This window comes from Amphritea atlantica (assembly GCF_900111095.1).
Taxonomy (GTDB): Bacteria; Pseudomonadota; Gammaproteobacteria; order Pseudomonadales; family Balneatricaceae; genus Amphritea; species Amphritea atlantica.
The window spans coordinates 203,243-227,711 of sequence record NZ_FOGB01000003.1; the positions used below are offsets into that span (position 1 = coordinate 203,243).

Annotated in this window: 21 protein-coding genes; 4 read left to right on the plus strand and 17 right to left on the minus strand. The window is 52.2% G+C overall.

The genetic code is table 11. From position 1 onward, the window contains the following. Positions 1 to 90: 90 nt before the first annotated feature. Entirely contained in the window at positions 91 to 801 is a 711-nt protein-coding gene (gene hutC, locus BMY09_RS06860) for a histidine utilization transcriptional repressor HutC (protein WP_091356251.1), read from the minus strand. Positions 802 to 1,026: 225 nt separating this feature from the next. On the opposite strand from hutC, the gene BMY09_RS06865 reads away from it, so the two are divergent. Next, the gene (locus BMY09_RS06865) at positions 1,027 to 1,497 is read left to right on the plus strand and encodes a nucleoside triphosphate pyrophosphohydrolase family protein (protein WP_091355769.1); all 471 of its coding nucleotides are present in this window, start codon (positions 1,027 to 1,029) and stop codon (positions 1,495 to 1,497) included. Between the two features lie 160 nt (positions 1,498 to 1,657). Here the strand turns inward: BMY09_RS06865 and BMY09_RS06870 are convergent, their stop codons facing one another. Then, positions 1,658 to 3,646 carry a DNA topoisomerase III gene (locus BMY09_RS06870; RefSeq protein ID WP_091355771.1) on the minus strand — a complete coding sequence of 663 codons (1,989 nt, stop codon included), beginning with the start codon at positions 3,644 to 3,646 and terminating at the stop codon, positions 1,658 to 1,660. A gap of 84 nt (positions 3,647 to 3,730) precedes the next feature. After that, positions 3,731 to 4,117: a glutathione S-transferase N-terminal domain-containing protein gene (locus tag BMY09_RS06875; RefSeq protein ID WP_091355774.1), complete on the minus strand. Its 387-nt coding sequence runs from the start codon at positions 4,115 to 4,117 to the stop codon at positions 3,731 to 3,733. A 253-nt stretch (positions 4,118 to 4,370) separates the two neighbouring features. On the opposite strand from BMY09_RS06875, the gene BMY09_RS06880 reads away from it, so the two are divergent. Further along, complete coding sequence (locus tag BMY09_RS06880) at positions 4,371 to 4,961, plus strand: TIGR04211 family SH3 domain-containing protein (protein WP_091355775.1); 591 nt, start codon at positions 4,371 to 4,373, stop codon at positions 4,959 to 4,961. Positions 4,962 to 5,110: 149 nt separating this feature from the next. Here BMY09_RS06880 and BMY09_RS06885 read toward each other — a convergent pair whose 3' ends face one another. Next, a complete protein-coding gene (locus tag BMY09_RS06885) occupies positions 5,111 to 5,602 on the minus strand; it encodes a Crp/Fnr family transcriptional regulator (RefSeq protein ID WP_139203143.1) in 492 nt (163 codons plus the stop codon). Positions 5,603 to 5,754: 152 nt separating this feature from the next. Here BMY09_RS06885 and BMY09_RS06890 point away from each other — a divergent pair, with 152 nt between their 5' ends. Beyond that, complete coding sequence (locus tag BMY09_RS06890; RefSeq protein WP_091355779.1) at positions 5,755 to 6,003, plus strand: GrxA family glutaredoxin; 249 nt, start codon at positions 5,755 to 5,757, stop codon at positions 6,001 to 6,003. 2 nt (positions 6,004 to 6,005) lie between these two features. Here the strand turns inward: BMY09_RS06890 and recD are convergent, their stop codons facing one another. The 7 genes from recD to BMY09_RS06925 all read right to left on the minus strand — a co-directional run bounded on the left by recD (position 6,006) and on the right by BMY09_RS06925 (position 17,882). Continuing rightward, positions 6,006 to 7,898: an exodeoxyribonuclease V subunit alpha gene (gene recD, locus BMY09_RS06895; RefSeq protein ID WP_175483460.1), complete on the minus strand. Its 1,893-nt coding sequence runs from the start codon at positions 7,896 to 7,898 to the stop codon at positions 6,006 to 6,008. Further along, positions 7,898 to 11,443 (minus strand): exodeoxyribonuclease V subunit beta, encoded by a 3,546-nt coding sequence (gene recB, locus BMY09_RS06900; protein WP_245756518.1) that lies wholly within the window; start codon positions 11,441 to 11,443, stop codon positions 7,898 to 7,900. Before recB ends, recD begins: the two co-directional genes overlap by 1 nt. After that, positions 11,433 to 14,708 (minus strand): exodeoxyribonuclease V subunit gamma, encoded by a 3,276-nt coding sequence (gene recC, locus BMY09_RS06905; RefSeq protein ID WP_091355786.1) that lies wholly within the window; start codon positions 14,706 to 14,708, stop codon positions 11,433 to 11,435. The genes recB and recC overlap by 11 nt, the downstream gene beginning before the upstream one ends. Before the next feature lie 82 nt (positions 14,709 to 14,790). After that, the gene (locus BMY09_RS06910) at positions 14,791 to 15,054 is read right to left on the minus strand and encodes a hypothetical protein (RefSeq protein ID WP_091355789.1); all 264 of its coding nucleotides are present in this window, start codon (positions 15,052 to 15,054) and stop codon (positions 14,791 to 14,793) included. 378 nt (positions 15,055 to 15,432) lie between these two features. Further along, complete coding sequence (locus tag BMY09_RS06915) at positions 15,433 to 16,611, minus strand: MFS transporter (RefSeq protein ID WP_091355792.1); 1,179 nt, start codon at positions 16,609 to 16,611, stop codon at positions 15,433 to 15,435. Positions 16,612 to 16,736: 125 nt separating this feature from the next. Next, positions 16,737 to 17,342 (minus strand): hypothetical protein, encoded by a 606-nt coding sequence (locus BMY09_RS06920; RefSeq protein ID WP_091355795.1) that lies wholly within the window; start codon positions 17,340 to 17,342, stop codon positions 16,737 to 16,739. A gap of 165 nt (positions 17,343 to 17,507) precedes the next feature. Next, on the minus strand, positions 17,508 to 17,882 hold the full coding sequence (locus tag BMY09_RS06925) for a hypothetical protein (RefSeq protein ID WP_139203144.1): 375 nt from the start codon (positions 17,880 to 17,882) through the stop codon (positions 17,508 to 17,510). Positions 17,883 to 18,264: 382 nt separating this feature from the next. Between BMY09_RS06925 and BMY09_RS06930 the strand changes: the two genes are divergently transcribed. Continuing rightward, positions 18,265 to 18,696: a MaoC family dehydratase gene (locus BMY09_RS06930; protein WP_091355800.1), complete on the plus strand. Its 432-nt coding sequence runs from the start codon at positions 18,265 to 18,267 to the stop codon at positions 18,694 to 18,696. Positions 18,697 to 18,776: 80 nt separating this feature from the next. Here the strand turns inward: BMY09_RS06930 and nadA are convergent, their stop codons facing one another. From nadA to tolA, 6 genes are all read right to left on the minus strand, one after another. Beyond that, positions 18,777 to 19,826, minus strand: a complete 1,050-nt coding sequence (gene nadA / locus BMY09_RS06935) for a quinolinate synthase NadA (RefSeq protein ID WP_091355803.1) — start codon at positions 19,824 to 19,826, stop codon at positions 18,777 to 18,779. Between the two features lie 193 nt (positions 19,827 to 20,019). Further along, positions 20,020 to 20,706 carry a 7-cyano-7-deazaguanine synthase QueC gene (gene queC / locus BMY09_RS06940; protein WP_091355806.1) on the minus strand — a complete coding sequence of 229 codons (687 nt, stop codon included), beginning with the start codon at positions 20,704 to 20,706 and terminating at the stop codon, positions 20,020 to 20,022. A 26-nt stretch (positions 20,707 to 20,732) separates the two neighbouring features. Beyond that, on the minus strand, positions 20,733 to 21,500 hold the full coding sequence (ybgF, locus tag BMY09_RS06945) for a tol-pal system protein YbgF (protein ID WP_091355808.1): 768 nt from the start codon (positions 21,498 to 21,500) through the stop codon (positions 20,733 to 20,735). Positions 21,501 to 21,524: 24 nt separating this feature from the next. Continuing rightward, the gene (gene pal, locus BMY09_RS06950; protein ID WP_091355810.1) at positions 21,525 to 22,034 is read right to left on the minus strand and encodes a peptidoglycan-associated lipoprotein Pal; all 510 of its coding nucleotides are present in this window, start codon (positions 22,032 to 22,034) and stop codon (positions 21,525 to 21,527) included. A gap of 197 nt (positions 22,035 to 22,231) precedes the next feature. Further along, positions 22,232 to 23,515, minus strand: a complete 1,284-nt coding sequence (gene tolB, locus BMY09_RS06955; protein ID WP_091355812.1) for a Tol-Pal system beta propeller repeat protein TolB — start codon at positions 23,513 to 23,515, stop codon at positions 22,232 to 22,234. Positions 23,516 to 23,521: 6 nt separating this feature from the next. Further along, positions 23,522 to 24,469, minus strand: coding sequence for a cell envelope integrity protein TolA (gene tolA, locus BMY09_RS06960; RefSeq protein ID WP_139203145.1), 948 nt, complete (start codon positions 24,467 to 24,469; stop codon positions 23,522 to 23,524).

The following is a 24,469-nucleotide window of genomic DNA, read 5'->3' on the forward strand; positions in this document are numbered from 1 at the left end:
GATACCGCATGGAGGGATGAACAATGCGGTAATCGCTGATCGGTGCTTCAGGCTAACAAATGAAAGGGATCGCCAGCCGCAACAGAAAACTCAGATACCCGGTGATGCCAGCGAACGTAGCTTATAACGGGTGCCAGGATAGGTCAGGCAGGCGAAACTGACCAGACGATCATCGGACCAGGTGCGACGGTTGACCAGCAGACAGGGGGTATTGGCGTCGATCTCCAGCAATTGCTGTACATTCGAATCTGGCAGAATCGCTTCAACGATATGCTCGACATTGGAGACCGGATACATTTTTGACAAATATTCGTGGGGCGTACCGGCGGTGAAATCCTGATTCAGATAATCCGGCAGCAGGCGTGCAATAACAAAACGGTTTTCCAGTTGAATGGGCAGATCGTTTTCCCGATGCACGATCACTGAGCGATACAAAGAGGTACCCACCGGAACGCCCATCTGCATCGCGATCACCTCATCCGCAACTGCGTCCTGCAGTTTGATGACCGAACAACTGTAACGATGACCCCGCTGTACCACCTCTTCAGCGATATTGCGGATATCCACCAGCGGTGATTCCGCTTTAGCATCGGTGACAAAAGTACCCATGCCCGGATAGCGCACTAACAGGTTTTCCTGCACCAGGTCCCTGATCGCTTTGTTCACCGTCATCCGGCTGACCTCAAACTGTTTCGCCAGCTCAACTTCTGCAGGGATTTTACTGCCAGAGGTATAGGTCCCCTGCTTGATGCCATCCAGAATATAGCCTTTGATCTGCTGGTAGCGTGGTCTGTTGCTCACAAGCTCCCTCATCACGGTGCAAAAAAATTGATTGTATCCATTCAGACCTGAGTTGTCAGATTTACTTGATCATGAAGATATTCGGGCAGTTCCCACACACCGATCTGACTCACCATACGCAGTGGATCCCTGATGATTCAAAATCAACAGATTTCAAATTGCGATTCGACGTCGAAACGTTCATCATATAGGCCGTTTTTAACTGTTGACGGTATAGATGCAACCATGAGTAATTTCACCGACGTTTCCTTTCTGAACACTGTTTTTGGCAATCAACTGGGCAACATGAATAATCCGGATTGGGAAAAGGCCGGTAAACAGCTGCACCTGATCCAGGAGGAACTGGCGGAACTGGTTGAGGGGATTCAGAACAAAGATATGTCTGAAGTGCGGGATGCAGTTGCTGACATACTGGTTGTCACTTACGGCATGGCCCATGTGCTGGGTATTGATGCCGATAAAGATATGGCCGCGGTTCAGGAAAGCAACCTGTCTAAACTCTGTAAAACCGAAGCGGAGATCGAGGAAACCCTGGCCTATTACCGTACGGAGATCGGTCTGAATGTATACAGCGGCGGTGAACTGCCTAAAGCCTTTATCAAGTCATCTGAAGATCAGACCGGCAAAGATGGCAAGTTCTACCCTGCCCATAAGTTTCTTAAATGCATCAACTGGCACGAGCCAAAGCTTGTATAAGCCATATATAAGCAACCAGTATAAAGCAGCCTGACTGAAGAGCGCAGCAGATAGCGCTTATTCAGTTAGGGCGATGCTTTAAACAGCCAAAAACGGTGCACCTATGCACCGTTTTTTTATCTCTGAAATAAGCGTCGGAATATATAACTGACCAGTGTGGTTAAGCCGACTTTTTACGTCTGACAGGTGTCCGTTTCTTGCCAGTGGTCGTTTGCTTAGCAGCAGTTTTCTTAGCGGCAGGCTTTTTCGCCGCAGAGCCCGTGCGGGTTCGACTGGTTCTCCGTTTCTTAGGCGCAGGACTTAAGGCTTTCAGCGTATCAGGAATCACCACCTCTGCCGACTGAGCAATTAATCCATGTAACCGCTGGGTCAGCGGCTCCATAAAGCTGCTGTAACTGCTTTCCTGCTGACTGATCCTGCTCAGTTCGGATTCCCAGAGCGCGGTCATATCCGGCGTGGTGGCGCTCTCTGGCAGACAATCAACCAATGCACGTCCCACCGTGGTGGAACGGATTGTTTTCCCCTCTCTGACAAAAAAACCACGGGTAAACAGCAACTCGATGATACCTGCCCGGGTTGCTTCGGTGCCCAGTCCATCGGTCTCTTTCAACACTTTACGGACTTCCGGGTCGGCAACATAACGGCTGATACCGGTCATCGCGGCCAACAGAGTTGCATCGGTGAAATACTTGGGTGGTTGCGTATTTTTCTCTTCCAGCAGACCATCAACGCATTGTAACGGTTGTCCTTCTGCTAATACTGGCAGCAGACTATGTTTTGCTTCAGATGTGGACAGCAGTAATTTCCAACCAGAGTGCAACGTCTGATGGGCGGTTGCTATAAACTGCCCCCCTGCAATCGTCAGATCAACCCGGGTATCGTCATACTCATAGGGCGCCATAAACTGGGCCAGATAGTAGCGGCTCACCAGCTCATATAACTGGCGTTCCTGCTGACTCAGCGAGGCAAGATTTGCCTGCCGGGTGGTCGGTATAATCGCGTGATGGGCACTGACTTTCTTATCGTTCCAGGCCGATGAACGGCGGGCGGCATCGATTTGAGGCAAAAACTCAGTCAGTGTCTGCAGATTAGCGCCAATCGCGCTGATCACTTCCCCCGCCTGCCGGTGATGTTCCTCAGGGAGATAGCGGCAATCTGAACGGGGATAGGTCAGCAGTTTATGCCGTTCATACAGCGACTGACAGGTGTCCAGTACAGCTTTAGCGCTCATACCGAAACGCTTCGCTGCCTCTATCTGCAACGCCGACAGATTAAAAGGCAGGGGCGCATTTTCCTTCTTACGCTTCTGGGTAAGTTTTACCAGCTCTGCGGGCTGCCCTTTGATCCGCGAAATCACATTTTCAGCGAGTTTGCGGTTTAATACCCGCCCCTCTTCATCCTGATAGGGCTGGCAATTTTCACTGGGCTTCCAGCGCGCTTTGAACTGTTCCCCCGCCTCAGTCTCAATCACCGCCTGCACCTCATAAAACGGCTTTGAAACAAAGTTCTCGATCTCTTTATCTCGCCGGACAACCAGACCCAGAAGTGGCGTCTGCACCCGGCCAACCGACAACACGCCGTTATAGCCAGCCTTGCGCCCCTGAATACTGTATGCCCGGGTCAGATTAATGCCGTAGATCCAGTCCGCGCGAGAGCGCGCCAGCGCCGATACAGATAACGGTATAAATTCAGCATTAGATTTAAGGCTCCCCAGCGCAGCGCTCACCGCCTTAGGGTTGAGATCACTAATTAATAGCCGCTGTGCAGTTCGTTTCTTGGTTTCACTGGCCCCCAGATAGTTGATCACCTCATCCACCAGCAGTTGCCCTTCCCGGTCAGGGTCGCCCGCATGTATAAGCTGTTTCGACTGCCGAATCAGTTTACGCAACACCGCGAGCTGTGAACGGGTCTGGCTGCGGGGCTTTAACTTCCACTCATCGGGAATAATCGGCAGGTGTTCAAAGCGCCAGGGTTTAAAATCGGGATTGTAGTCCGCAGGATCAGCCTGCTCCAGCAGATGCCCAAGGCACCAACTGACACAGTCGCCGTTGCCCAGCTCGATATAGCCTTCGTGTTTTTTATGGGGCTTGGGTAAAACATCAGCGATCGCCCGGGCGAGGCTGGGCTTCTCTGCAATGTATAGGATCATGTCGGAAGAAATACTGGTTAAATATACAGATACGTTATCTCAATATTCACAGAGACACCAGACTCCAGGGATAAAAAAAAGCAGCTAAGCTGCTTTTTGTTGGTTTGACTCGAGATAAGTCTGTTCGAGATAGTGGATTATATCTGAGGACTCGTACATCCAGCTGACGTTGCCTTCACCTTCATCAATTCTCAGACAGGGCACTTTTAACTTACCGCCCCCCTCAAGTAGCTCATTGCGATACTGCTCAACATTTTTAGCATCACGCAACTCAATGTTGAGGCTATTACGACGTAGTGAACGACGCACTTTAACGCAGAAAGGGCATGCTTCGTACTGATAGAGGGAGAGGTTAGTTGTGCGCAGGTCAAGTGCACGCTGCTCCTCTGGTGCTCGTTTAAACGGACGGGGACTGAAAATGAAGTTCAACAGCAGGATAATTCTGCCCAGAAACCAACGAATAAATGACACTTTAATAACTCCTAAATACGGGTCTGATGACAACCCATTAATTCGGGCCAGATTATACCACTACCTTTGAAAATTATTTCCCTATAAAAAACAGGGCTTAAATAGCATCATATTGATTGTATAATGTTAAATTATTACTACAATTCGCTGAACTTATCTTTCGCTTGCAGGTCTACCCTGTCCAGCTTTACCTGAAAACCAGGTTTCGGTTTTAGGGGGGGGAAAGCTGAACGTCTATACAAACAGGAAGAACATGAATTCGTTAAACCGACTCCCGAAGAAAACATTGGTCGCGGGACTTTTCGCGATGGCACTGACAACATCGTCTCACGCTGCTAACTATATCAGTGACGACGTCTATACCTTCTATCACGGAGGGCCGGGAACAGAATACCGGATTACCGGCAGGATCCGCAGCGGTACCCCGGTAACAGTGTTAAGCCGCAACGAGAAAACCGATTTTATTCAGATTAAAACACCCAGCGGCAAGGTGGGCTGGATGCCTGCGGATAAAATCTCATCGGGTACCAGCCTTGCAGACCGTTTTCCCAAGTTGCAGGAACAACTGAAACAGAACGAAGCCGATCTGGCCGCTCAGGCTGAAGAGATTGCGGCACTGAAGCAACAAAACCAGACACTTGCGGGTGAGAATGCCGGAAATGCCGGCAAAGTGTCCGCCCTGGAAGAGGAGATTGTCGGTCTTAACAGAACCATCAACGGTATGGATGAAAGCAATCTGATGCGCTGGTTCACCTATGGCGGACTGGTTGCGTTTGGTGGTTTACTGTTGGGGCTGATGATCCCTTATCTGCCAAAACGCCGGAAGCGGCATGACACCTGGTAACAGCTATTTTACAACCCCGTTAACTGCGGGGTTATAATGATTCAGCGATAACAGGATCAGGATCAAAAAAGGGTGGCTTCAGGCCACCCTTTTTTATTTAAAGCTAAACCGGTATGAAGCTAAATTTGTATAAAGCTAAGCTGAAGCGTCTAAGGGATCGTCTTCAAGCCGCTCTGCAATCGCTCTTCGAGGCACTCGACTAACTGATCATCGGTATCCCTGAGACGCCGGCTGAGGTCCCGCGCCATATTCATGAATATCAGAACATACTGTTCCGGATCGGCCTGATAGACTGAAAACAGTTGATCCGCCTTAATCTCTACTGCACGACAGGGTTCCATCGCCTTCACTATACCGCTGCGGGGATAAACCCCCAGCAGGGCCATGGCACCAAAGCACTCACCCGGTAAAAAAGCGCGGATCTTATACTGTTCACCTGAGCTGCTTACCTTGAACAGGGCCGCACTACCAGACTCGACAATAAACGAGGAATCCCCCCGTTCACCCTCAAGAAAAAACGGTTCGCCTGCCTCACGCTCAACGTAATGACTACCTTCAAGGATCAGCTTAACGATATCTTCACGCAATCCACCAAATACCGGCATATCTTTAAGCCGGTGGATCGGAATATTTTCTGGCACAGTGTTACCCGTTCATCTCGTTGTATCTATCATTTTAAACCAAGATTGCTCCAACGATAACCTCTGTCTATCTAAAACATTAAAAAAGGCAATTGGTGTTGCACTTGGTAAACTGTTCAAATACATTCAAACAGATTTAAGGAGAGCAGGATATGCAACGAATTACTATATTTGGCCGTAAAGGCTGTGGCTTTTGTACCCGTGCGAAACAACTATGTGAAATGAAAAATCTGGATCACCGCTACATCGATATCCACGAAGAGGGTATCACCAAGCAGGATCTGGAAAAAACTGTCGGCAAACCGGTTGATACCGTCCCACAGATCTTTCATGGCCAGGAGCATATCGGTGGTTTTACCGAGTTTGCAGCGTTCGTTGATGAGCAGGAAGCCAAGGCCTGAAACTAGCACCCGTAAGTCCCGGGGGACCGCCAAAGACGCCAGCTTAAACCGCTGGCTCTCTCTGTCCGCCGGTGACTTCCCTTCATCAGCGCGTCCGTTGTCGCATGTAACACAAACTTCGCTTTAGCCCTGGTAATACCCGTATAGATCAGCTCGCGGGTTAATAACGGCGTTTCCTCCGCAGGCAGTATCATTACCACCGTTTCGAACTCTGACCCCTGACTCTTATGTACGGTCATAGCATATACCGTCTCATGCTTGGGTAAGCGTCCGGGAAGTACCCCCTTCATCGACCCATCAGGCAGCTCAAACCAGACTCTGAGTTTGCCATCCGGGTCTGCAACGGTAATACCAATATCACCATTATACAGCCCCAGTTGATAGTCATTACGGCTGATCATCACCGGACGCCCAGCGTACCAGGCTCCCGTCACGCTGATCAGGTTCTGTCGCTGCAGTTGCGCTTCTATCGCCTGGTTGAGCCCCTCCACACCGTATACTCCCTGACGCACCACCGCCAGCAACTGGATCTGATTAAACGCTTGCAGCAGTTGCTGCGGCGGTTCACCACCCTGCATTCGTTTCAGATAATCGGAGTAGCCACTGGCAACCTCAGCCACCATCTGCTGATAACCATCTTCAGACAGAGGTACAAAGCCGATATCCTGCCAGTTTTCACTGAACAAACGGACCGCCGCCTCTGCTTCTCCGCGGTTAACGGCCCGGGCTAGCTGACCAATACCGCTGTGTTCATCAAAACGATAACTTTTTCGCAGCAGCGCCAGCGCATCGGCAACCGGATTGTTTCCCGCAGCGGAGGGAGGCGTGGAGAGCGAGCACACCTGTTGCAGATAGCTCAGTTGCACCGGGCTGTAGCAGAGCTCACTAGACCCCTCCTGCTGTTGCCAGGCACAGATATCTCCCAGCACACTGCCCGCCTCGACCGATGCCAACTGATCCCGGTCACCGATCATAACCAGTTGAGCGTGCTCAGGCAGCGCATCCAGCAGACGATAGATCATCGGCAGATCGATCATTGACGCCTCATCCACCACCAGCAGATCAAGATGCAACGGGTTGTCCCGGTTATGACGGAAATTTTTACTGTCAGGCCGCGACCCCAGCAGGCGATGCAGCGTAACCGCCTGATCCGGGAGCATCGCCCGCACCGCCTCAGTGACAGGTAACCCCTGCTGGGCACGCCCAAGAGACTCACTCAGCCGCGCCGCGGCTTTTCCGGTGGGTGCCGCCAGGCGAATCAGGGGAGCACGCCCCTGCCGGGCACTGAATAGCTCTGCATAGAGACAGAGTAAACGCGCTACCGTTGTCGTTTTGCCGGTTCCAGGGCCACCGCTGATAACACTGAATCGACGGCTCAGCGCTACAGCAACGGCAACCTGCTGCCAGTCGGTCTCACCCGCCGCGGAGGCATTGAACAATCGCTGCAAAGCGGTGCTGATGGTATCGATTGCAACGCGGTCGAAAGTAACCGGCTGCGTCAGTGTTTGAATCCGTCTGGCCACCTGGGTCTCATAGTGCCAGTAGCGATACAGATAGAGACGACCGTTGTTGTACACCAGTGGCGTTTCATTCTGACCATCGGAGATCACCGCAAACGACAGTAAATGTTCTGCCGACAAATCCCCTAACAGCCCTTTGGCGTGCTCCCTTAAGGAAACCGGCCAGCTCTCTGTCAGCGTGGCACAGTTATCCAGAGGCAGACAGACTTCGCCCCGCCCTAATTGAAGACTGACCAGAACAGCCAGCAGCGCCAGCTGTTCACTACTATGACTGTCAGGATTATCCTGCCGTTCTTCATCCCGGATGAAACGCCCAAACTGAAGATCCAGCGGTCTGATTAACTGTAACTGACGTAACTGCTGTAACAACGCCATCACAGGCCCTCCCTGAACAACCGGTCCAACTGTTCCACCAGCTCAACCGCTGGACGACAATGAAATACGCCACTGTCGGGAGTTCCCGCTCGCATACCCCGCAAAAACAGATAAAACACCCCGCCAAAATGCTGCTCGTAACGGTAGTCGGGTTTGCGGCTTTGCAACAGGCGGTGCAGCGCCAGCGTATAGAGCTGGTATTGCAGATCGTAACGGTGATCGATCATCGCGCTGCCCAATGCCTGACCACTGTACAGTTCTGGCCGGTTTCCCAGATGGTTGGATTTATAATCAAGAATGTAATAGCGCCCCTGATATTCAAAGACCAGATCGATAAAGCCTTTCAGCATCCCCTGAAGGGTTTCAAATGCTAAAGCGCCCGCCTGGCGGGAGAGTGGATCATACTCCCGGATAATCTGATTCAGCCGGACCGCATCCAGACCTTTGCTGGGCAGCATAAACTCCATCTCCACCAGCCGCTGGCGGTTGCCAATATCGGCCAGCCGGGGCGCAGGCTGATCACTATTCAGATCGCTATCTGCCAGTGGTGTGTAGAGCACATCATCCAGCAACTGTTGTAACACCGGTATCCAGCGCTGCTCATACCCGGCTATCTGGCACTTCTGTTCCAGCAGTGCCTCTAAACCGTTGCGGTGGTCGGTAAAATCGATCGATTCAAACAGCTCGTGCAGGAAGGTACCCGCCTGCGCGCCTTTGGGAAAACTGAAAATATCATCAACCGCTTCAACCGGCTCAGCTTCGGGAACATTTTTCTCATCGATCACCTCCAGATCCAGTCCGGGCAGCGGCGGTGCACTGCTATGATGACTCACCAGCGCGGAGTAACTGGAGATCCGCCAGTCCCGTTTGAGACGACGTGAAAAACGGCGCGCCTCACAATGAGGTACAGGCGCCTCGGGCAGATCGAACAGTCCCCGCTGCTGCTCACCATCCGGAGGCGTAGCAACACTGATCTGCTTATCATTACAGAGCTGTTGCAACCGTTCCTGCAGATCATTATCGTTATCCGCCCCCCTGAGTAACAGATACCCCAGCGCCGTGCGGTGCAAACCACTTTTGCGGGACTGTCCATCAGCAATACTGGCCAGTCCGATATAGCAGCCATACACCGAACGGGTCAGGGCGACATAGAGTAACCGCAGATCTTCAGCCAGCCTCTCCTTATCCGCCAGCGCCAGGCTATCCGGGTCTTTTGGCTGCAGATTGAAACAGAGGCGATCATTCTGATCATGGAACAGAGGCTCACGGGCTTTCTTAAAGGTGCAGGCAAAGGGCAGATAGACCAGCGGGTATTCCAACCCCTTACTTTTGTGCACCGTAATCACTGTCACCAGCCCCGAATCACTTTCCAGTCGCAGCCGCTGCTCCTCACTTTCACCGTTGGGGTTGCTCAACTGATCACTGTACCAGCGCAACAATGCCGCGATACCTTCCTGCTCCATACTCGCCCGCTGCAGAATCTCCCCCAGATGCAGAAGATCGGTCAGACGGCGCTCTCCCTGAGGTTGCTGCTGCAGGGTTTCAGCCAGTTGACGCTGACGCATCAGGCGCCGCAACATCGGCAACACACCCAGTTGCAACCACTTGTCACGGTAATCGCTGAACTCGTCGATCAGTTGCTCCCACTGCTGTTCATCGGTACTTAACTGGTCCAGCCAACTGGCCGGATAGTTGAGCAACGAAGTCGCCAGCGCAGCGCGTAAACAGCTCTCATCCTGTGGTTCTGCCACCGCTTGTAACAGCAGTAGCAGATCAAACGCTTCACGGCTGCTGAATACACTGTCCCGGCCACTCAGATAGACACTGTTGATACCCCGGTCTGACAACGCCTCCATAACCGCCGACGCCTCACCCCGGTTACGCACCAGAATAGCGATATCGCGGGCTTGCAGAGGTTGATCCCCAATCAGTGCAGCCCCCTCTGCGGCGGCCCGCAATTTATCATCAACATCGCAGGCACAGCCTTGCGCCATCTGTTGCAGATAGTCCTGCCTGGAGACAAAGGCTTCGCCGGAATACCAGAACTGCAACGCCGCCGGTTGTCGGCCATGGAGAGTGAAAGGGGTTTTATCCGCCCTGCCCGCCTCTTTAACCGGCAGAAAGGGGATATCATCGTTATAGATAAAGGGGGAATCACAGTGGCTGAACAGCTGATTGACCGAGGCGATCATCGCTTTGGATGAACGCCAGTTGGTCTCCAGTGTGTAGTGATCTGCCACTTCTCTGCGTGCTTTAATATAGGTGAAAATATCAGCCCCGCGGAAACCATAGATCGCCTGTTTAGGATCACCAATCATAAACAAGCCATTGTCCGGGCCCGGCGGATAGAGCGTGCTGAAAATACGGTACTGCAGCAGATCGGTATCCTGAAACTCATCGATCATCGCTACCGGAAACTGTTTGCTGATCGCGGCCGCCAACAGACCGCTATGGTCCTGCTGTAAAGCGGCATCCAGCTGACTCAGCAGATCGTCAAATGAGAGCAGCCGGTAATCCTGCTTGAGCTTATGAAACCGGGTCTCTATCTGTTGCCGGATAAAGGTTAGCAGTAGCTCTCGCAGCGGCAGACGGTGTTCAAAAAACGCGTCACACAGGGCGAACAGAGGGTGTTCAGGGACCGCTTTACCCGCCGCTGTTTTTTCCGCCAGACGCGATTGACAAAACTTACTGATCTCGGTTTCCGGCACATTGCGGGTTTCGCCGCGGGCATAGCTATAGATCGCATCAAGCCAGTTGGGCACTGAGGCTTTGCGATAGCTGTTTTTATTAACCCCGGAGGCCTGAATCAGCTCCGCCAGATCGACATCAGCACGTTCCAGATGGTCCAGCCACTGCTGACGGAAATCCGCTAGCCAGCGCTGACTTTGCTGCCATTGCTGCTGCAGGTTAGCGGTATCAAGCACGGGGATCAGTTGCAGTTCCGGCCGTCCTAACAGCGGCCGGAGCTCGCCCTGCAGTTTATCCGGCCCGGGCCAGAGCTGCTGAATCGCTTCACTCAGTTCATTATCTGCGGGGTAGATCAGCTCACGCCAGCAATCCAGCAGTGCCTGGCGCAACAATGGGCCGGTGTCGGTGATCAGTTCAGTTTCAAACAGACTGCCACTCTCAAATGCATGCTGGCGCAGCATCCGCTGACAAAAACCATGGATGGTAAAGATAGCCGCTTCATCCATCTGTCGGCTGGCATACTCTAGCAACCGGGCGGAACGCTGCAGATCGCTCTGCTGCTCAGCCAACTGCTGTAAAAAAGGATCGCGGGTTTCTGCGCCGCGGAACACCAGATAAGCCTCCTGGATACGGCTGCGAATCCGGTCCCGTAACTCCTCAGTTGCCGCTTCGGTAAAAGTTACCACCAGGATCTGATCAACCCGCAGCGCCGATTCTGCCTCATCACTGCCCAGCAGTAAGCGCAGATATAGCGCGGTAATGGTATAGGTTTTACCGGTACCCGCGCTGGCCTCGATGAGACGCCGCCCCGACAGCGGGAAGCGGATAGGATCAAGAATCGTCACCTCACTCATCATCAGCCTCCCTGTCACCCTGCTGTAAAGCCTGTGCTACTGGCTGGTAGAGTAACTCTGCCAGCGCCACAAAACGGGGCCCCAGTGCGCTGTAATCGGGGTAGACCCGGTTAATATAGAGGTCACGGGATTCCCCCATCTGCGTATAAGGGTCGATATTGAAACACTTCTGCGCTTCCATCACAGCGCGCTCCTCATCCTTTTCCAGACGCTTCGACTCCAGTATCCAGGAAGTATCCGCGGGCAGTGGCAAAGGCTCACAAAACCCCTGACGATAGGCGTTCAGCCACTCCTGCAGATAATCCAGTGCGTTCCCCTGATCAAGAGGATCAAACCAGTGGCGACCATTAAGTCCGAAAAAGTATGATTGCAGCGGATAGCCGCTGGCCGATAACACCAGATGCTCAAGCCATAACTGCACGATATCGCGCCCCTTGGCGTTCGCCGCCCGGTAACGCACCAGACCGCCTGAGTGCACTGCCGTTAGCCAGCCATTCAGTGCGACACCAGCGATATCCAGCTGGCACTCAATCCGACCGGGCTGATCGATATGGGGCCGGATTTTATCCGCCATCTCCTGGCAGTCCTGGCGCAGTTTTCGGGTTTGCAACTCAGCCGCAATACCCACCGGCAACAGTCCGGACGCGCTGATCCGTTCAAAATATTGACTCTGCTGCTCATTGATAGCGGCATCCAGCAAGCGCTGTTTCAACTGATAGAGGGTCAGACCATCAAGCTGGAATGGCTCTTCATCCTGCAACTCAACCGAAGAGCTATTGAAAAAAACTTTCAGACGTCGCTGGAAGAAGTGCCTGACCGGATTGCGGGCGAACGCGAGCAGGTCTGCCAGTTCGAGTTCCTCCAGGGGTTCGGCAGCCAGTGGCCGGGCGATGAAGCTCTGTTCTGTATTACCCTGCCGGCGCAACAGTGGCAACCACTCATCAGCATAACTGAACAGTGTCGATTGCGAAGTAAAATAGTGTGAGCTGAAGGGTTGCAACGGATGCTCTGTCAGCAACTGCTGTTTCAGCTCGCCGGTCTCGAAGCGATAGTTTTGCTGACAGTATTCGATCAGTTCGCTCACCAGCACCGAGGGCACTTTCGGGCTATTGTCCTGCACACTGCGCCCGACATAGCTGATATACAGGGTCTGCCGGGCGGACAACAGGGCTTCCAGAAACAGATAGCGGTCGTCATCCCTGCGGGAGCGGTCACCCCGGCGGGGGTGTTCCGCCATCAGGTCGAACCCCATCGGGGGGATGGTGCGGGGATATACGCCATCATTCATCCCCAGTAAACAGACTACCCGGAATGGAATTGACCGCATCGGCATCAGGGTACAAAAATTAACCGCACCAACCATAAAGCGCTGGCCAGCGCGGCTGTTACCCAGTTCAACGGTCAGATAGTCCCGTATAATTGCCCAGCTGAGCGGCTGCTGATAATGGCTATCGCTGAGTTGCTGCTGTAGCTGCTCCAACACCTGACGGATCTGGCTGAGCAGAATTTCATCCTGCTCGTCCGGCTGATAGGCCCGCAGCAGAATATCATTGATCACCTCAAACCAAGCGGACACCGGCTTCTCCTGCTGCAACCGGTCACAACAGCTTTCGAGCAGTTCGACAAACTCCGCCAGTTGTCCCAGATCCTCAGCCTCCAGCCCCTCAATTTCGGCATAGGGGTCTATACCATGCCACAGGCTATCACTCTGGCCCATGGCGAACCCGGCCAGCATGCGACGCAGACCAAAGCGCCAGCTGTTCTGTTCAAATTCAGGCAACCCCTGATTAACCCGTTGCTGGGCATCGATCCCCCAGCGGATCTGACAGGCTTCGATCCAGCGACAGATACGTTCAAAACGGTCACCGTCCAGACTGAACTGTCGCAATACGGCAGGTACCTCAAGAATCTCCAGAACCTCTGACACCGTTACCCGGCTTTCCGGCAGCCCCAGCAAACGCAGAAAACTCTGCAGCAGCGGACTCTCCTGCTGCAGGGTACGGTCTGAGATAGAGAAAGGGATATAACGATCAGTTGGGGCATTACCAAACACCGCCTCAATATAGGGCGCATAAGCCGCCACATCGGGCATCATGATAATAATATCCCGGGGGGACAGATCGCTTTGCTCATCCAGCATCGCCAACAGCTGATCATAGAGCACCTCAACCTCCCGCAGTGGGCTGTGAGTACTGTGTAACTGAAGCGACCGGTCGGCACCTGGCAGCAGCCTTTTCTGCTCAGCTTCCAGTACTCCTGCAGATGAGGGGTCATCCAGTTCGAGAATATCCTGCTGCACCGATTGCAGCAGGGATAAGCGGTGATTGTCTTCAAACAGTTCGATCTCGGGAGCCCCCAGATCCTGTATCTGATGCAGATAATCCCGCCCCAGCTTCCCCATCGATGCCAGCAACGGATTACCATGAGAGTGATAGTTCTCTGTCAGGCTTTCAACACTCATACCTGGCTTGGCTAACCAGCGCTGATTGATCCGGGCGAGGTATTTTGGATCGACAATATCCCCCCAGTAATATCGGCAGGGGTTGCATACCATCAGATGCACATCGATCCGCTGCCCCAGCGCCTGTAACGCTTCGACGAAATTTTGCGGCAGCGCTGAGATACCAAAGACAAACAAGCGGGCCGGTAGCTGAGAAAGATCAAACCGGCCAGCGTTCAGCGCTGCGACAAAACCGTTAAACATATTGCCGCGGTGCCAGTGGGATAAACCAAGCCCGAGAATATGTTGCTGCAGGGTACGCCAGAGGATCGGTTGCCAGGGTTGAGACCGGCTGATTTCCGGCAGATCATCGCCCGCTTCCCAACTGGCAATCCACTCCGGCCGGTATACCAGATACTGGTCAAAAATATCGGCAATCTTGCCGCAAAGCTGATACAGCTTATACTGGCCCACATCCTGGTCCAGATAACGCTGCAAGGGGGCAAACTCCGGCAGACTCAGTTGCTGGGGCAGCAGCTCCATCAACCCCCAGGTGAGCGCCTCTTTATTAAACGCAGAACGGGTTGGAACATTATCCAGCACAGCCGTAAAACTGCTCCAGAGAAAACTGGCTGGCAATGGGAAGTCGATATTCGCGGCGATCTGCAGGGTTTCAGCCAGCTCCAGTTTGAGCCATTGCGCCATGCCCGGGCTTTGTACCAGAATCGTTTCCGGTTGAAAGGGATCGTGTAGCGGGTGTCGGCTAATCAGCTGGACCAACAGATCCTTTTGCAGATCAAGCTTATTGGAATGGTAGATCTGAAACATTCAGCCCGCCCTGTGTAATCCATTGATTTTACGGACTATAAGAATACCTCATGCGGGGATGAGGATGAAGCGGCGGTAACACTCAGCCAAACAGATCAGCGGACTCACTGACGACCGGCTGGGGCGCTGTAGCAACTGCAGACAGGTCTGACTGAGGTTCCGTCTCAACAGCCTCTGAGGCCGGTTTATCTGCTTCTGGTAGCTGCCATACCTGTTCGGAGGACTCGATTTTCACAACTCCATCAAAGCGGTTGCAAAGATATTCAACCGCCGTATCAAAGTCATCAATTTCGCACAGCATCACGCCACCGCGATCCGTATCAGTTGTAAAGAGGTAACTTTTCATCGACTTTATCCAACATCCGTTATGGGGTGCATTGCACTACACTTTGCTGACGGACACAAGCCCCACAAACCGATCTGCCCGAATATGCAGAAATTTTCTTGACGGATTCAGAATCCGGACCAATACTGAAACTCCCTGCTAATGAAGCACCCTTTGGAAAGTAATGCAGCAGGTTAGTCCGTTAGCCTGTGCTGGCAAGTCAGGGAGAGTTGTTGCTATAAACTTATTGAAAAGAAGACCGTTTCAATAGTGGGGATTCCCCAGTAACGTAAAGTAAACTCATCAACATGTATTCATCAACATATGTTGGGCCACAGGCGAGCGTCTGTGGCCCTTTTTTTTACTGAGCCGGCTTTAACCAGCGAGGCCCGGCCGGTTTTATAGTGTCGCCAGATGTCGCCCAACCGGCTTGCGATAGACAAACACCACCAGCATGACCCAGAGTAACACCGGAATCATCAGGGTATTTAACATCTGCCATCCCAGAGTCGATTCAAGCCAGCCTGAACTGAATGCAGACAGTGTCACCATGCCAAACACCAAAAATTCATTGGCTGCCTGACTCTTGGCTTTTTCAGTTGGCAGATAGGCCGAGGTCACCAGTTGAGTGGCACCGATAAACATAAAATTCCAGCCAACACCCAACAGCGCCAGGGCCGCCCAGAAATGCCACTGACTGACTCCGTGCAGGTTCAGCGCGATGCAGAGTAACATCAGCACCACACCGAGCAACATCACCGGCAACAAGCCCAGGCGTCCGATCAGTCGGGGAGTGATAAATGAGGGTAAAAACATCCCCAGCACATGCCACTCAATCACCCAGGCCGAGGTATTGAAATCAAAACCACAGCGCGCCATCGCCACGGGCGTTACTGTCATAATCAGATTCATGACTGCATAGCTCACCATGCCGATTGTCACAGCGACAATAAATACTGGCTGTAACATAATTTGAAACACTGGCCGACTACTCTGCTGCGTCTGTAGTGCCTCTCCCTGCCCCGGCATACGCACGAAAGAGAGCAACACCAGGGCGGTAATATATAGCAGTAACAGGCCGATAAAGGCGCCAGTAAAAACACCGTCATCCACCCAGCTGCGGCTACTGATCGCCAGATTAGGACCCAGAACGGCCGCCAACACCCCACCCGCCATCACCAGTGAGATAGCCCGGCTTTTCTGAGCATCTGGGCAGGCTTCAATCGCAGCGAAGCGGTACAGAGTACCAAAGCCTATACCGATCCCCAGCAAAAAAGTACCGAAACAGAACAGCGAAAAAGCCCCCTGTTGCAAGGCCAGGATACAGCACAGGGCACCGCTGATACCGACACTGTTTCCCAGATAAAAGCCATTTTTTCTGCCTATCCGTGCCATCACCAGCGAGGCTGGGATCGTCGCACACATCAGACCGACAAACTGCATCGCTACCGGAACGGTAATCAGCTCCGGAGAAGGCGCCAGCTGCTGGCCTATCAGAGCATTAACCGAGATAAGCAGTACATTACCAGTGGTCAGTAACGCCTGGCACAGGGAGAGTAAAACAACAGTAATATTCATAATGAGTCCGTTCGTCCAGTTTCGATCTGCTTCATACCATCCCCTTGTAAGCCGTTCGTTATCATACTGATTTAATTCAACCCGCCAGGAAATCATTCATCAGGCGTTATGACGCCGCTGCTTGATCAGATTTTTCCCTGCAGCACCGATTTATCGATAAAGATACCCCCATCGGCATCCAGCACCCCGCTCTGGATCAGCAGATGACGTACCCCTTCATGTTTTAGTGCCCCCTCAAGGGGGTCAAACTTCCGCCCCAGAAATGGCAGCGACTCCAACCGGCTTCGCTGCCAGCGACAGCTATCTGAGCCGACCCAACTGATACCACTGAGACTGAGACGCAGGTTATCAATATAGGCCTGCTCTTCACCGGTCATCCACAACGCGGTCGCATCAAGGTGCAGATACTCCTCGGCGTTATATTCCAGATACTGTTGCCAGTAGTCAAAATAGCTGTCGCAGCGGTTTCTCAGCAAGCCTTTAAATCGCTCAGCAGCATGCTGATAGCGTTGCAGCGCATCCGCTTTAGTACAGATCAGTGTGGTGTATTCGCAGGTTTGCTCGCCTTCATGGCTATACACTTTCTGTTGCTGCAGATCGCTCTCATGAAACAGCATCAACCAGCACAACGGCAACTGATAACCTGAACTGGCCAGCTGTCGGTGAGCACCATCGCTGTTGATACTTGATGGTAGTGTTTTATGGCTATGAAGACTGGTACGCTGGAACATAAAAAATCCCTGTAACACTGATCATCGCAGCTTAATATTGATAACCCGGCGGCGATGCGTGTCTGATTCAGAAAAAGGGGGAACAAAACTGGCAATATTCAGGTGTAAGCTGCTGCAGCTGCCATTATAGCGATTTGCACTTTAAAAGCATCTGCGAAAACGGAATCAGTCAGGGATCGACTCAATCACCAACCGGTCCTGAGTACCGATGCGGATTATCTGACCGTCGGTGGTAGTGAAACTCCGCTCCTGCAGCTCCGATTTGTGCACCTGATAATAGACCGGCTCAGGGCTTTGCGGCGAGGTCAGCGTTATCCTGAGCAACTGATTGCCATCGATCCAGCGGTATACGAAGAATCCCACGGTAAGGCTGAACGAGATTAGCAGAAACAGCACGGCAATCATTCTGATCGGAGCATCCCCCGCTTTAGGTGTGACTGTCACAGACCGGGGCTTCGACTGACTGGCGTTTACCCGGCGCCTGAGATAGATATATGCCACCACAATCACCAACAGTGTCAGTAATACTTTTGTTACCATAACCGGGTTAGCCTGTCCGCTGTGCAAAGGGGTTCCATTCTCCATAGCCCGGCTTAAACTGCAATAGTCAGACAGTACCGATGGCCACTATTTGTGGCGGTAATTGTGGCGATAAAGTTGCGCCACTTTCTGACTGCTCTCACTTTAATCCAACCATTTCAGGGCATTGCAGAGCCGGGTCGATAAGGAATGCCTTCGCACTGCAACAAAAACCTGTTTTACTAAGTGTCTGTCCGAATACTTCATTGAAACAGCAACCAGACTAGGTTAGGGTTTATGCCTATTCAGGTAAACAATTATCACGCATCAGCCCGGCGCTTATGCGACCACCCGAAAAGCAGCCATGGCCAGCAGGCCATGGCGATACAGAGAGGAATTACTAATGGATGAACTGCACGGTTACTACCTGGAAGATCTGGAAGTGGGGATGAGCGCGTCCTATGCCAAGACGATCTCCGAGGCCGATGTGTATATGTTTGCAGGCATTTCCGGTGACAACAACCCTATTCACATCAACAGCGAATACGCAGCCACCACTCAATTCAAAAACCGTATTGTTCACGGTATGTTCTCAGCAGCACTGATCTCAACGGTGGCTGGCACCCGGCTGCCCGGACCTGGCGCGATCTATATCGACCAGTCGATCCAGTTCAAAGCACCGGTGTATATTGGCGATACGGCTAAAGCAACCGGTACAGTTGAAGAGATAGATACGAAGCGCCGTCGGGTCAAAATGCGTACCGACGTACATGTGGGTGACAAGCTGGTGGCAACCGGCTATGGTATTTTTATGGTTGATAAACGTCCGGCTTAAGCTGCACGATGACAAATCGCTTTATCCGGAATACAAAAAAGCCTGCTCAATTGAGCAGGCTTTTTTAGTTGTGCAGCAACTCAACCGTTTTGTGCAGAGAAATCCAGCATCCGCTGAAGGGGTCGCCGGGCATCATCAATCAGCGACTCATCGACAAAAATTTCATCACTGCCCTGCTCCAGCGCCTGAAGCACATTCTCCAGACCGTTCATCGCCATCCAGGGACAATGCGCACAGCTTCGACAGGCTGCACCTGATCCGCCGGTAGGCGCTTCAATAAACTCTTTATCCGGCGCTGCCTGACGCATCTTGTAAAATATTGCTCTGTCAGTAGCAACAATAAACTGCTTATTCGGCAGATCACGGGCAGCATTGATAATCTGAGTAGTGGACCCTACCACATCGGCCAGCTCTACCACCGGATCCGGAGACTCTGGATGCACCAGCACTGCCGCTTCAGGATAGACTTTTTTAAGATCCAGCAAACGCTGTGCCTTAAACTCCTCATGGACGATACAGGCAGCATCCCACATCAGCATCTCGATACCGGTTTGCTTCTGCACATATTCGCCCAGATGCTTATCCGGAGCCCAGATAATCTTCTTACCCTGATCCGCAAGATGCTCAACAACTTTCAGTGCGATACCAGAGGTAACCACCCAGTCAGCGCGTGCCTTAACGGCGGCCGAGGTATTCGCGTAAACCACCACTTCATGGTCGGGATGCGCATCACAAAAGGCGGTAAACTCATCCGCCGGACAACCGATATCCAGTGAACAGGTTGCTTCAAGCGTTGGCATCAATACCCGTTTTTCAGGATTCAGAATCTTCGCCGTCTCGCCCATGAACTTAACGCCTGCAACAATCAGGGTTTTGGCAGGATGGTTGTTACCAAAACGCGCCATTTCAAGAGAGTCAGAGACACAACCACCGGTCTCATCAGCCAGTTGCTGAAGTACTTCATCGGTGTAGTAGTGCGCCACAAGGCAGGCATCCTTCTCGATAAGAAGCTGCCTGATACGGCTCTTGTATTCTTCCTGCTTTTGCAGATCAAGTGCACCGGGAAGATGCTCTTTAGCAAAGTGTTCCTGAACCAGAATACGGTCTGAAAGCTCTTGTTTATTCAACATTTACAAATATTCTTAATTAGGTAATTAAACAGTAACGGATTTTAAACCTATAAATATTATACCACCACTGCAATGCAGAAAATGCTAATTCTCTGCCTCCCTCAGGCAAAAGTAACGAAAAAGGAGCCTTGCGGCTCCCTGTTTAAGATACTTGCATCGGTGACCGCCCCATCTGCAGACGATAACAGAAACCTCAGGCAGTAATATAACGGGTTGGATCGGCCACACCCGCATCCTCAAACCCTTTAGCCCGCAATCGACAACTGTCACATACACCACAGGCCCGACCATCATCATCCGCCTGGTAACAGGAAACAGTCAAACCATAGTTAACCCCCAGACGGGTACCCTCTCTGATAATCTCAGCCTTAGTCAGATCGATCAGCGGGGTCTCAATCGTCAGCCGTTCCCCCTCCACGCCGGTTTTAGTCGCCAGATTGGCCATCTGCTCAAAAGCAGCGATATATTCTGGCCGGCAATCGGGATATCCTGAGTAGTCGACAGCGTTAACCCCAATAAAGATATGCTGCGCATGAAGCACCTCTGCCCAGGCCAGCGCCAGCGACATAAAAACGGTGTTGCGTGCAGGCACATAGGTGACCGGGATGCCCTCTTCCTCATGGTCGGGAACATCAATGCTATTATCGGTCAGCGCAGATCCCCCAAAGTCCTCAAGATGAAGCCGCACCACCCGGTGCTCTTTTACATCCAGATCCCGGGTAATTTTTTTAGCTGCCAGCAACTCCGTTTGTGACCGCTGGCCATAATCAAAGCTCAATACATAGCAGTTAAAACCACGCTCAACCGCCATCGCCAGCGCAGTAGCCGAATCAAGACCACCGGATAACAATACAACAGCATTGTTGGAGGGAGTACTCATTACACAACCTTAAGGAGTTTCAGTCGTTATCTTTTCAGGTAATCGCGCGCCAGACCGGCGGCAGAACTGTCAGGATAACGTGAGATAGTGTCATTAAACATATCATTTGCTTTAGTCTGATCACCCATCTGATGATAGATCACACCAAGCTTGTATGAGGCATCTGCCGCTTTTCTGTGCTCGGGAAACGTTTGCAGGACTTTCTCAAATGCGGCTTTAGCTGGTTCCAGCTTTTGCTCCGCCAGATTCACCTCACCCACCCAGTAGTAGGCATTAGGCAATCTCGCACTGTCCGGATACAGCTCGATAAACTTATCGAAGGCATCCAGTGCCGCTGGAAAATCCTTTTGTCGCACCAACCCAAAAGCCTGCTGATAGGCCTGTGCATCCGTAGGCGTACTATCCCCTGCGGGTAAAGGCATCGGCGCTACAGCTGCAGAAGGCTGATCAGAGCCGTCGACAGGCTGCCGGGTGGAACCCGACCCCTGAAGCGCGACAATTCGCCGATCAAGATCGCGATAACGATCCCGTTGCTGCTGCTCCATCTGACGAATCTGATATTGCTGCTGCTCAACCATCCCCCGAAGGGAGCGGACCTCATCCTGTAACTGCTGTAACAACATTACTGTATCGTTACTGCCGTTACCGACAAACTGGCCCGCAGGCCTATTAACCGATGACCGGTTTGTAGTCCCATCATCGACCTGCAACTCAATCACCTGAACAGGATCTGCCGCTAAAGCACCGGTGCTGCATAGCACCAGTGCGGCAGTCAAACTATATGCTTTGCGCATTGAAACTAACAACCTGACAGGTGATTAGTATTTCAGTTCTACGCGACGGTTCTGAGCCCATGAACTTTCGTTATGACCCATAACCACCGGTTTTTCTTCACCAAAGCTCACCAGTTCAATCTGGCTGCTGGAAACACCATTAACGGTCAGAACACGAGCGATAGCCTGTGCACGACGCTCACCCAGAGCCATGTTGTATTCACGGGTTCCACGCTCATCAGCATGACCTTCCAGAACAACAGAAGCAGATGGGTTGTCTGCCAGGTATTTAGCGTGACCACGCAGAGCTGCAACCGCTTCAGGCTTAACCTGAGTCTGGTCGAAATCAAAGTAGAACACAGTTGCCAGATTCTTCACATCGGCCATAGTAGTACCGGACATAGAAGAATCAGAAACAGCCTGAGTCGTAGTCGCCGGAGCAGTGGTGTCACTGCCCATCGTATCAGTGTCTGTTGTATTTGTTGTACTACAGCCTGCTGCCCAAACGACAGTTAACGCCAAAGCAGTCGCTTTGCCAATATTCATAGCACGCATCGAACACTCCTAATTTTTAGCCAATTATGTGCGAATAAAACCTCAATCCTGCCTAAAGTAAAGCTTGCTAAGCATGATTGCAAGAGCCGCGAGGCAATCCAGCGACTTTTCTAACTAATTGATTTAACTTTGTACCTTTGTGCAGTCAACTTGTCACTCAGTGCAGTCACTGGCCACTAAAAAGCCTGCAAAAAACCTTACTGGAAGGGCGACCAGGCCGGTTCACGGACATCGCCATCCGATGACGGCAAACGGAACTTCACCCGACCATCAAGCGACACCGCTGACAATACACCCCGCACACCTTCCTGAGTGGCATACAGGATAATACTGCCATTCGGTGCAATCGTGGGGGATTCATCCATAAAGGTTTCAGTCAGAAGATCTACCCGGCCGGTGCGCAGATCCTGCACCGCAATATGAAACGATCCATTACTCTGATGCACCATGGCCAGAAAACGACCATCCTGGGTCAGACGTCCGCGGGCATTATACTGCCCTTCAAATGTCAGTCGCGTGACATCACGGGTTGGCAGATAGATTGAATAGATCTGTGGCTGACCACCGCGGTCCGAAGTAAAGATCAGCGATTGACCATCCGGTGACCAGGACGGTTCGGTATCGATGCCGAAGTGGTGAGTTATGCGGGTCAGACGTCGCTGCTGCAGATCCAGCACATAGATCTCAGGATTACCATCTTTAGAGAGCACCAGCGCCAGTTGACGACCATCCGGCGACCAGGACGGTGCACCATTCAAGCCCCGGAATGATTGGACCTTCTCACGCTTACCGGTAGCCAGATACTGGATGTAAACCGCCGGCCGGCCCGATTCAAATGAGACATACGCCAGCTTACTGCCATCACGGGACCAGGCCGGAGACATAATCGGCTCTTTTGATTCAAGAATAGTACGGGGGTTATGGCCATCAGAATCTGCCAGCATCAGGCGATAACGATGTTTCGATGGCGCCAGCTGTTTAGCGGTGACATAAACAATTCGGGTCGAAAACGCACCACGAACTCCGGTCAGCGCCTCAAACACCTTATCACTGATATAGTGCCCCACTGCTCGCAGGTTAGTTCGGTTTGCTTTGATCTCTTCACCCAGTATGCGCTCCTCTTTGAGGATATCGTAGAGTTCAAAAGCAACCGTTAGCTGACCTTCCGCTTCGCTGATCCGGCCAATAACAATAAAATCGCTGCCGCTGATCCGCCAGTCGCGGAAATAGAGTGAGCTTCGGTCGGAGGGGAAACTGAGCATATTTTCCCGCGGCATAATTTTGAACATGCCGCTGCGGTACAGGTCATCGCCAACGACCTTAGCGACATCTTCAGGCAATGCCTGAACGCCACTCCAGGAAAATGGAACCACCGCAACGGGTGTGGGCTCATCAACCCCCTGAGTAATTTCAACCGTCAGTTCGGCCCGAGCCAGCACACTGAAAAAGAATAAAAATAGGAAACATAAGGTACGCTGCATGACTGATTACCTGCGAAGATCTGACGGTTTATATTCAAGATTTAACTTTCTAAAATTCCTGTCAAACAGGACCGGGTCCATTTTTTGCAGTTCGGGGAAACGCCCTACCCGCTTAACAGCGCGGATCGCACTATCGTCAAAATGGCTGTCACCACTACTCTGAACCACATAAACATTATCCACCTCGCCAGTAGGCAGCAGATGAAGAGACAAAATAACCTTCATACCGTTACGGGCACTGGGTGGACGACTCCAGTTATTCTCAATTTCTGAGGCGATATATTCAAGATAACCCGCAGTTGCCTGCTGGTCGGCCAGCGCCTGCATCTCACGCTCTTCGGCGGCCATCGCGGCAGCCAGCTCGGCCTCACGACGCTTCTGCTCCTGCCGTTCGCGCTCAAGACGCTGCTGTTCCTGCTGTTTACGCTGCGCTTCCTTTTGCGCTTCAGCTTTACGCCGCGCCTCCTCCTGCTGCTTTTTCTTCGCAGCCTCTGCTGCCTGCTGCTTCAACGCTTCAGCTTTCTTCCGGGCGGCCTCTTTTTTCAAAGCCTCCTGTTTGAGTGCTTCCTTCTTACGCGCGTCAGCCTTTCTCTTCTCCTCGGCCTGACGCTTCGCTTCAGCCTGCTTCAGCGCCTCTTTCTTCTTTGCTTCCGCGGCTTTCTTACGCGCTTCTTCCTTCCGGGCCTGTTCTTTACGGGCCTGTTCTTTACGGGCTTCCTCTTTACGCTCAGCTTGTCGACGGGCCTCCTCTTTGCGCCGCGCCTCAGCCTGCTTATCCTGCTGATGAGCTTTCAGCTGGGACTTAAGATCAACCATCTGCGCCTTTACATGCCGGGGCGTCAGGTGTTTTTGATCCTCTGCATAACCAAACCAGCTATAAAACAACGCACTGAGAATCACTGAATGAAGAATCAGGGCCAATAGCGCGGGAAACAGGTAACTTCTCAAATTCAC

What these genes read in the sequence shown, in the direction of transcription:
- BMY09_RS06870 (WP_091355771.1), bottom strand. Translation starts at nt 3,646, where the DNA reads ATGATCCTATACATTGCAGAGAAGCCCAGCCTCGCCCGGGCGATCGCT.
- BMY09_RS06865 (WP_091355769.1), top strand. Translation starts at nt 1,027, where the DNA reads ATGAGTAATTTCACCGACGTTTCCTTTCTGAACACTGTTTTTGGCAAT.
- recD (WP_175483460.1), bottom strand. Translation starts at nt 7,898, where the DNA reads ATGGCGTTGTTACAGCAGTTACGTCAGTTACAGTTAATCAGACCGCTG.
- BMY09_RS06880 (WP_091355775.1), top strand. Translation starts at nt 4,371, where the DNA reads ATGAATTCGTTAAACCGACTCCCGAAGAAAACATTGGTCGCGGGACTT.
- nadA (WP_091355803.1), bottom strand. Translation starts at nt 19,826, where the DNA reads ATGTTGAATAAACAAGAGCTTTCAGACCGTATTCTGGTTCAGGAACAC.
- BMY09_RS06915 (WP_091355792.1), bottom strand. Translation starts at nt 16,611, where the DNA reads ATGAATATTACTGTTGTTTTACTCTCCCTGTGCCAGGCGTTACTGACC.
- BMY09_RS06910 (WP_091355789.1), bottom strand. Translation starts at nt 15,054, where the DNA reads ATGAAAAGTTACCTCTTTACAACTGATACGGATCGCGGTGGCGTGATG.
- recC (WP_091355786.1), bottom strand. Translation starts at nt 14,708, where the DNA reads ATGTTTCAGATCTACCATTCCAATAAGCTTGATCTGCAAAAGGATCTG.
- queC (WP_091355806.1), bottom strand. Translation starts at nt 20,706, where the DNA reads ATGAGTACTCCCTCCAACAATGCTGTTGTATTGTTATCCGGTGGTCTT.
- BMY09_RS06890 (WP_091355779.1), top strand. Translation starts at nt 5,755, where the DNA reads ATGCAACGAATTACTATATTTGGCCGTAAAGGCTGTGGCTTTTGTACC.
- ybgF (WP_091355808.1), bottom strand. Translation starts at nt 21,500, where the DNA reads ATGCGCAAAGCATATAGTTTGACTGCCGCACTGGTGCTATGCAGCACC.
- BMY09_RS06920 (WP_091355795.1), bottom strand. Translation starts at nt 17,342, where the DNA reads ATGTTCCAGCGTACCAGTCTTCATAGCCATAAAACACTACCATCAAGT.
- BMY09_RS06930 (WP_091355800.1), top strand. Translation starts at nt 18,265, where the DNA reads ATGGATGAACTGCACGGTTACTACCTGGAAGATCTGGAAGTGGGGATG.
- pal (WP_091355810.1), bottom strand. Translation starts at nt 22,034, where the DNA reads ATGCGTGCTATGAATATTGGCAAAGCGACTGCTTTGGCGTTAACTGTC.
- recB (WP_245756518.1), bottom strand. Translation starts at nt 11,443, where the DNA reads ATGATGAGTGAGGTGACGATTCTTGATCCTATCCGCTTCCCGCTGTCG.
- tolB (WP_091355812.1), bottom strand. Translation starts at nt 23,515, where the DNA reads ATGCAGCGTACCTTATGTTTCCTATTTTTATTCTTTTTCAGTGTGCTG.
- BMY09_RS06925 (WP_139203144.1), bottom strand. Translation starts at nt 17,882, where the DNA reads ATGGTAACAAAAGTATTACTGACACTGTTGGTGATTGTGGTGGCATAT.